This window comes from Actinocorallia libanotica (assembly GCF_039525175.1).
GTDB classification, from domain to species: domain Bacteria; phylum Actinomycetota; class Actinomycetes; order Streptosporangiales; family Streptosporangiaceae; genus Actinocorallia; species Actinocorallia libanotica.
The window spans coordinates 38,150-45,084 of the sequence record NZ_BAAAHH010000046.1 but is presented as its reverse complement, the minus strand read 5'-3'; the positions used below and the strand labels follow the sequence as shown (position 1 = coordinate 45,084).

General features: G+C 73.1%; 6 protein-coding genes. 3 read left to right on the top strand and 3 right to left on the bottom strand.

Annotation, left to right across the window (positions count from 1 at the left end):
• Both ABD140_RS34885 and uvrB read left to right on the top strand, forming a co-directional pair.
• The coding region (locus tag ABD140_RS34885; protein WP_344246317.1) for a YsnF/AvaK domain-containing protein at positions 1 to 536 on the top strand (536 nt) is incomplete at its 5' end.
• A 134-nt stretch (positions 537 to 670) separates the two neighbouring features.
• Positions 671 to 2,791 carry an excinuclease ABC subunit UvrB gene (gene uvrB / locus ABD140_RS34880; RefSeq protein WP_425544184.1) on the top strand — a complete coding sequence of 707 codons (2,121 nt, stop codon included), beginning with the start codon at positions 671 to 673 and terminating at the stop codon, positions 2,789 to 2,791.
• A gap of 214 nt (positions 2,792 to 3,005) precedes the next feature.
• On the opposite strand, the gene ABD140_RS34875 is transcribed toward uvrB, so the two are convergent.
• Positions 3,006 to 3,608 carry a DUF4126 domain-containing protein gene (locus ABD140_RS34875; protein ID WP_344246315.1) on the bottom strand — a complete coding sequence of 201 codons (603 nt, stop codon included), beginning with the start codon at positions 3,606 to 3,608 and terminating at the stop codon, positions 3,006 to 3,008.
• Between the two features lie 245 nt (positions 3,609 to 3,853).
• Complete coding sequence (locus ABD140_RS34870) at positions 3,854 to 4,426, bottom strand: TetR-like C-terminal domain-containing protein (RefSeq protein ID WP_344246313.1); 573 nt, start codon at positions 4,424 to 4,426, stop codon at positions 3,854 to 3,856.
• Positions 4,427 to 4,699: 273 nt separating this feature from the next.
• Between ABD140_RS34870 and ABD140_RS34865 the strand changes: the two genes are divergently transcribed.
• Positions 4,700 to 5,755 (top strand): SGNH/GDSL hydrolase family protein, encoded by a 1,056-nt coding sequence (locus ABD140_RS34865; protein ID WP_344246311.1) that lies wholly within the window; start codon positions 4,700 to 4,702, stop codon positions 5,753 to 5,755.
• A gap of 1 nt (position 5,756) precedes the next feature.
• On the opposite strand, the gene ABD140_RS34860 is transcribed toward ABD140_RS34865, so the two are convergent.
• A complete protein-coding gene (locus tag ABD140_RS34860; RefSeq protein ID WP_344246309.1) occupies positions 5,757 to 6,893 on the bottom strand; it encodes an NAD(P)H-dependent flavin oxidoreductase in 1,137 nt (378 codons plus the stop codon).
• Positions 6,894 to 6,935: the final 42 nt, after the last annotated feature.

Here is a 6,935-nt window from a genome sequence, read left to right as displayed (position 1 = left end):
GGGTGACCTCGGGGGCCGCCGGCGCGGCGGGCCTGGGGCGCGAGCGGACGCCGGAGGGCGGGCGGCCGGGGCACCAGCAGGAACTCGCGCTGACCCGCTGCGAGGAGCGCATCTCCTTCCAGACCGAGGAGATCGAGACGGGCCGCGTACGGCTGCACAAGTACGTGGACGTCGTCCCCGTGGAGGAGCGGGTCCGGCTCGTGCACGAGGAGTTCGAGCTGGAGCGGCTCCCGGTCGCCGAGGGCGTCGCCGACATCGGCGAGGACGCCGTCGAGGTCGTCCTGCGCGGCCAGGAGGCGTTCGCCGTCAAGGAGATCCACGCGGTGGAGCGGGTCCGGCTCAACATCAAGCAGGTGCCCGAGGAGCGGGTGATCCGCGACGAGGTCCGCCGGGAGCGGATCGAGGTCGAGCGCCTGGAGGCCACGGGTCCGGGGACCGTCCCGGGCAGGGGCGCGCGGACGGGCGCCGAGACGCGGCCGGACGCGGTGGACCGCAGCGACGAGCCTCCCGGGCCCGGCCGGGGAAGGAAGCGGTGATCCTCTGCGTTCTCCGGGACCGGCGGCTCTTCGGGGCCGCCGGTCCCGGCTTCTGGCGGACCCGCCCCGGGTGAGGGCCGCCCCCGGACGGAAGCGGGACGGGTTTGTCGGTGCCGGGCCGTACGGTGGGGGAGATGGCAGTCAGGGGAGGGCACGTGCGCCAGGAACTCGACCTTCAGCGGATCGAAAAGCCGTTCGAGGTCGTCACGGAGATGACACCCGCGGGGGACCAGCCCGCGGCGATCGCGGCGCTGTCCGAGCGGATCCGGCGCGGCGAGAAGGACTCGGTGCTGCTGGGCGCCACCGGCACCGGCAAGACGGCCACCGTCGCCTGGCTCGTCGAGCAGGTGCAGCGGCCGACGCTGGTCATGCTGCCCAACAAGACGATCGCCGCGCAGTTCGCCAACGAGCTGCGCGAGATGCTCCCGAACAACGCCGTCGAGTACTTCGTCTCCTACTACGACTACTACCAGCCGGAGGCGTACGTCCCGCAGACGGACACCTACATCGAGAAGGACTCCTCGATCAACTCCGAGGTCGAGCGGCTGCGGCACTCGGCGACCTCGTCCCTGGTGACCCGGCGGGACGTCGTGGTGGTGGCGTCGGTCTCGTGCATCTACGGCCTCGGCACGCCCGAGGAGTACGTCAAGCAGATGATCAAGCTCGAGACCGGCATGGAGATCGACCGCGACCACCTGCTGCGCCGCCTGGTGGACATCCAGTACGCCCGCAACGACCTGGCGTTCACCCGCGGCACCTTCCGGGTGCGCGGCGACACCATCGAGGTGATCCCGCAGTACCAGGAGCTGGCCGTGCGGATCGAGATGTTCGGCGACGAGATCGACAAGCTCGCCACCCTGCACCCGCTCACCGGCGAGGTGATCTCCGAGCACGAGGCGCTGCACATCCTGCCCGCCACCCACTACGGCGTGGGCGAGGAGCTCATGAACCGGGCGGTCGCCGGGATCGAGGCCGAGCTGGCCGAGCGGCTGGCCGAGCTGGAGGGCCAGGGCAGGCTCCTGGAGGCGCAGCGGCTGCGCATGCGCACCACCTACGACCTGGAGATGATGCGCCAGATCGGCACCTGCTCGGGCATCGAGAACTACTCGCGGCACATGGACGGCCGGGCGGCCGGCTCGGCGCCGCACACCCTGCTGGACTTCTTCCCCGACGACTTCCTCCTGGTGCTGGACGAGTCCCACCAGACGGTCCCGCAGATCGGCGCGATGTACGAGGGCGACGCCTCCCGCAAGCGCCAGCTGGTCGACCACGGCTTCCGGCTGCCGTCCGCGCTGGACAACCGGCCGCTGAAGTGGGAGGAGTTCCTCGAGCGCATCGGCCAGACGGTCTACCTGTCGGCCACGCCCGGCCCGTACGAGCTCGGCCGGGTGCAGGGCGACGTGGTCGAGCAGGTGATCCGCCCGACCGGCCTGGTCGACCCGGAGATCGTCGTCAAGCCCACCGACGGCCAGATCGACGACCTCGTCCACGAGATCCGCCTGCGCACCGAGCGCTCCGAGCGCGTCCTGGTCACCACCCTGACCAAGAAGATGGCCGAGGACCTCACCGACTACCTGCTGGAGCTGGGCGTCCGGGTGCGCTACCTGCACAGCGAGGTCGACACCCTGCGCCGCATCGAGCTGCTGCGCGAGCTGCGCCAGGGCGAGTTCGACGTGCTGGTCGGCATCAACCTGCTGCGCGAGGGCCTGGACCTGCCCGAGGTCTCCCTGGTGGCGATCCTGGACGCCGACAAGGAGGGCTTCCTGCGCTCGGAGACGTCCCTGATCCAGACCATCGGCCGCGCCGCCCGCAACGTCTCGGGCCAGGTGCACATGTACGCCGACAAGATCACCCCGTCGATGGAGCGGGCGATCGGCGAGACCGACCGCCGCCGCGCCAAGCAGCAGGCCTACAACGCCGAGCACGGCATCGAGCCCCGCGCCCTGCGCAAGAAGATCGCCGACATCCTCGACTCCATCGTCCGCGAGGACGAGGACACCGAGGCGAGCCTCGGCGGCGCCCGCCCCCGCGGCAGGGCGCCCGTCCCCGCCCTCGGCGGCCGCGTCGGCGGCCACACCGCCGACCTGGTCACCGACCGCCCCCGCGCCGAGCTGGAGGAGCTCGTCCTCTCCCTCACCGAGCAGATGCACCAGGCGGCCAAGGACCTCCAGTTCGAGCTCGCCGCCCGCCTCCGCGACGAGATCAAGGAGCTCAAGCGCGAACTCCGCGACCTCAAGGAGGCCGGCATCTCCTGACCGCTCACCCGGGCCGCCGGGGGCCGCGTGGCGAGGCGCCGCGGCCCCCGGCGGGCCCTCCTCTGCCCGGGACGGTCCCGTCCTGCGCCGGACGGCCGGCTCGCCGCGGGCCGGAGGCGGCCGGGGCGGAGGGCGGCCGGGGAGAGGACCGACCGGAAGCGGGGCTCAGCGGGGGCGGAGAGCGGCCGGGGAGAAGGACCGACCGGAAGCGGGCTCAACCGGAAGCGGGGGCCCGCCTCCGGCGGCGTATGCGGCGGACGAGCCGGAAGGCGGCGTACAGGAGGGCCAGGAGGAGCAGGAGGCCCGCGACCGGGGCGAGGACGGCCAGGAGGCTGAGGCCCAGGGAGAGGCCGTCCTCGGCGGTGCTGAGGACCGGAGCGGCCGTGCCGGCGGTGCCGGTGTTGGCGATGGGGCGCACGAGGGTCTTGAGCACGTGCACGGCCAGCGCCGTGAGGACGCCCGGCACCCAGCTCAGCCACGTGTGCTCCTGGAGCGCGGCCAGGCCGGTGCCGAGCCCGGCGTCGAGGTCGGCGGCCGCGGCCGTGGCCGCCGTGGCGGCGCCGCCCGCGGCGGGCCGCACCAGCGTCATGACGGCGTCGTTGACCGAGTCGACCAGCGGCACCTTGTCCAGCACCATCTCGGCGGCCAGCAGCACCGCCAGGCCCGCCAGCACCCACCCGTTCCCCATCCAGGAGAACTCCCCGGGCAGCACCACCAGATCGGTGTACCGCCCCAGCAGCCCCACCACCAGGATCGGGATGTAGGCGTTGAGCCCGGCCGCTCCGGCCAGCCCCAGGCCCGTCAGGAAAGCGAACATGATCCTCCCGCGCCGCGCGGAGGAAGGCCCGGCACGCTCCGCGGCGCCCCGCCTCCTCCGTCCTGTATCGGACGGTCCGCGACCCGGGAAGGTTCACCCTCCCCGACGCCCCGCGGCCGACCGGGAAACCCGCGGCCCTCCGGCCCGTCCGGAGGATCTGCGGTCGGCCCCGAGAGGCCGGGATCCGGTCCTGGCGGGCAGGGCCCTGGTCCGGGCGGCCGGGGACCGGCTCCGGGGCGGAGGGGTCAGCGCAGGAGGAGGAGGGGGAGGAGGACGGTGTCCAGGAGGCGGTCGGCCAGGGAGGGGTCGGGGGCCGGGTCGCGGAGCATGGTGCGGTAGCTCAGCAGGGCCGGGACCAGGGAGAAGATGAGCCGGGGGTCGGCGTCGGGGCGCAGCTCCCCGCGCAGGACGGCGCGGCCGAAGATGTGGCGGACGCACTCCACGCGCGGGTAGAGGATGCGCTGCCGGAAGGCGCGGTCCAGGGCGGGGGCGGCGGACAGCCGGGCCATCGTGCGCACCAGGAGCTCGCCGTGCTCGGAGTACTCGCGCGCCAGGTGCACCACGAGCGGGCGCAGCTCGGCGCGCAGGCCGCCCAGGTCGCCCGGGTCGGCGGGCGGGGGGAGCAGGGCGGCGAGGGAGTCCGCCAGCAGCTCGTCCAGGAGGGGCCAGCGCCGGCGCAGCGCCGCGCCGTCGACGTCCGCCAGCACCGCGACCTCCTCGTGGGAGGGCCCGCGGCCGGAGGAGTCCTGGAACACACCGAGGGTGGCGGCGTGGATCTCGCCGAGCCGCCGTGAGAGATCGCTCTCCGTGAGGGTCACCGCACCGCCTTCGGGGGGAGGGGAATGGCTGCGGGCATGCGTGTGCTCTGTCACCGTCCGGTGGCCCACAGTGTTGCAGGGGAGCGGCGGCGGTGTCAGGAAGTTCCACCGAAATATCGAGGATTTATCGCTCCGGAGGAGAAGTTTTCTCACTAGATCATCTCCTGTGTCGAAATTCGACGGTCGGAGCGGGTGTGGGAAGCGCGGCCTTCGGATACCTGGCGGTCGGTATCCGCAAGCGTGGCCGCTCCTTTAGGGTCGGGGAAAAGCCGGATGACGCCTGCGGGGGTGGGCATGGGGACCTGGGCCCGAGCCAGAGCGCGTGTTCTGCTCGCCCTGGCCCTGTTCGCGGTGGTGCTCCTCGGCGCGGGCGTGCCCCTGCTGTCGGAGCGGGCGCGCTGCCGGATGTTCGGCATCGGCTGCGAGCACCCGTCCGGGCCGCCGCCGCTGCCGGCCGCGGCCCTGCCCGGCAGGCAGCCGCTCACCCCGCTGGAGGCCGCCTCCCAGGGCGCTTATGTGGCACTGGGCGACTCCTTCTCCTCCGGGGAGGGCGCCTACGCCCTCCCCGACGACCTGGCTCCGGAGAACCGCTGCCACCGGACGTCCCGCAGCTACGTGCACACCGTCTCCAGGACGTTCGAGTTCGCCGGAGGCTCCCGGTTCTTCGCCTGCGCCGGCGCCCGCACCGAGCACTTCTTCACGTCCAAGGCCGGCGAGCCGCCCCAGGTGGAGCACGCCGACGCGGGCACCAGCCTGATCACCCTCAGCATCGGGGGCAACGACCTGGGCTTCACCAAGGTCCTCGCGGGCTGCATCCTGGCCCTCCCGTGGTCGGGCGCCTGCCAGGGGCAGGACGCCGGTCTCGAGGCCCGCAAGCCCGTGCTGAGGCAGGAGCTGACCAGGATCGTCCGGAGCCTGCGGGAGCGCTCGCCCCGCGCCCGCGTCATCCTGCTCGGCTACCCCAGGCTGTTCGGCGAGCGGGAGGGCGCGGCCCTGGACAACCTCGGCGTCGCCGACCAGCGCTGGCTGAACGCCCAGGGCAAGGAGCTGAACGACCTGGTCCACGAGGTGGCCCGGGCCGCCGACGGGGAGCTGGCGCAGCAGGGCGCGCCGGGCTCGGTGGAGTTCATCGACGTCTACAGCGCCTTCACCGGACACGAGGTGGGCACCGGCGTCCCCTACGTGAACGGCCTCGACGTCGACCTCAGCGCCTTCAAGGTGAAGATCCACAGCTACCACCCGAACGCCGCGGGCTACACGGCCCTGGCGGAGCTGGTGACCCGGCAGGTGCGCCAGGGGCCGGGCCGCCCGCTCAACCAGTGGCGCTAGCTCACTCCCCGGCGGAGGACAGGGCCGAGAGCCGCTCCATGGAGTCGGCGAACTCCTCGACCATGTCGTAGACGACCTGCTTGGCGGGCTTGATGGTGTTCATCATGCCCACGCACTGGCCGACGAAGTAGTTGACCAGCTGCTGCGCGCCCTCGTTGCCGCTCTCGGCGTGCTTGGACAGGTGCCGCATGGCGGCCTCGGCGACGATCATCTGCAGCGGCATGGGCAGCGAACCGGGGGAGTCGGGCCCCTCCCACTCCTCGGTCCAGGCCGACACCAGCTGCCGGGCGGGCTTGCCGGTGCGCGAACGCGAGCGGACGGTGTCGCGGGCGGTGGCCTGGAGCATCTTCTGCTTGACCGTCTGCGGGGTCTCGGCCTCCTCGGTGGTCAGCCACACCGATCCGGTCCACACCCCCGAAGCGCCCAGCGCCAGGGCCGCGGCGACCTGCCGGCCGGAGGCGATGCCGCCGGCGGCCAGCACCGGGACGGGCGCCACCGCGTCGACGACCTGGGGCACCAGCACCATCGTGGAGATCTCGCCGGTGTGCCCGCCGGCCTCGCCGCCCTGGGCGACGATGAGGTCGACGCCGGCGGCCACCTGGCGCCGGGCGTGCTCGACGGTGCCCACCAGTGCCGCCACCGGCACCCCGGCGGCCTTGGCCTTCTCCACCATGATCGGCGGAGGCGTGCCCAGCGCGCTGGCGATGAGCCCGATCCGGTGGGACAGCGAGACGTCGATCAGCTCGGTGGCCCCGGCCCCGGTGACGCCCCGCGCCCCGCTCCTGGCGGCCCTGGCGGCGTTCTCCCCGGCCAGGTCGGGCACCGGCACGCCGTACTTCTCGAACAGCCGGACGAGGAACTCCCAGTGCTCCCGGGGGATCGCCGCGAGGGGGTCGCCGCCCTCCCGCGCCGAGGCGTCGATCTTGGCGGGCACCAGGACGTCCACGCCGTAGGGGCGGCCGCCGGTCTCCCGGTCGATCCAGGCCAGCTCCTCCTCCAGGCGCCGGGGGGTGTAGGCCACGGCCCCCAGGACGCCGAACCCCCCGGCGTTGGTGACGGCCGCGACCACGTCACGGCAGTGGCTGAACGCGAACAGCGGGAACTCGATCCCGAGCAGGTCACAGACGTCGGTCTTCATGCCACGACCATACCGAATCTCATTCGGTTCGGGACCCCCGCG

Coding starts and splice junctions, on each gene's coding strand:
- uvrB (WP_425544184.1), top strand. CDS start 671: ATGGCAGTCAGGGGAGGGCACGTGCGCCAGGAACTCGACCTTCAGCGG.
- ABD140_RS34875 (WP_344246315.1), bottom strand. CDS start 3,608: ATGTTCGCTTTCCTGACGGGCCTGGGGCTGGCCGGAGCGGCCGGGCTC.
- ABD140_RS34865 (WP_344246311.1), top strand. CDS start 4,700: ATGACGCCTGCGGGGGTGGGCATGGGGACCTGGGCCCGAGCCAGAGCG.
- ABD140_RS34860 (WP_344246309.1), bottom strand. CDS start 6,893: ATGAAGACCGACGTCTGTGACCTGCTCGGGATCGAGTTCCCGCTGTTC.